Origin of the sequence: Phocaeicola intestinalis (genome assembly GCF_014837065.1) — a bacterium.
Lineage (GTDB): Bacteria > Bacteroidota > Bacteroidia > Bacteroidales > Bacteroidaceae > Phocaeicola > Phocaeicola intestinalis.
Genome location: NZ_JACSPP010000153.1, coordinates 1 through 602 on the forward strand (window position 1 = coordinate 1; position 602 = coordinate 602).

At 43.7% G+C, this 602-nt stretch carries 1 protein-coding gene; it reads left to right on the forward strand.

Annotated features, from left to right (window positions below; all coding sequences use genetic code 11):
* Positions 1 to 215: 215 nt before the first annotated feature.
* A complete protein-coding gene (locus H9625_RS17465; protein ID WP_162608592.1) occupies positions 216 to 389 on the forward strand; it encodes a hypothetical protein in 174 nt (57 codons plus the stop codon).
* Positions 390 to 602: the final 213 nt, after the last annotated feature.

Sequence of the window (602 nt, forward strand, 5' to 3'; positions counted from 1 at the left end):
GAAGGAAGAGAAGAAGGTATAAAAGAAGGAATAAAAGAAGGAATAAAAGAAGGAATGGCTAAAAGTAAACTGGAGGATGCACAAAACTTGAAACGTTTAGGCGTTTCTACAGATATCATAGCGAAAGCTACCGGGCTTAGTCCGGAAGAAATCGCATCATTATGATTTAGCGTGTTGAAAGCCAACAAATCCTGTGAGGCATACGGAAGAAAAGCATGGCGCACCGTTTCGGAAAGCCCGATACCCATGCGGGACACATACGGATGCAGGCTCAGGTTGGCGGCTATGCTGAACAACGGAAAGCAGAAGCGCATCTTGCTGTCGCATGTGGAGCCGCCACAGCCTGGACGGTACATGAGCGAGGACAAGGAGATGCTCAGGCAGGTTGATTATTTTTAGGGACTAGGTATCAGGTACTAGTGAACGAGGTTTTAGGATTAGGTACTAGGTAACAGGTACTAGGTAACTAGGTTTTAAATACATTCAGTAAAACTATTCAGAACCTCGTCAACTGGTACCTTGTCAGTAAGCAGTCAAAAAAAGGCTATTGATTGAAATGGGTAACTTCGCTGCCAACCAAATTTATAGAATTATGTATAGCA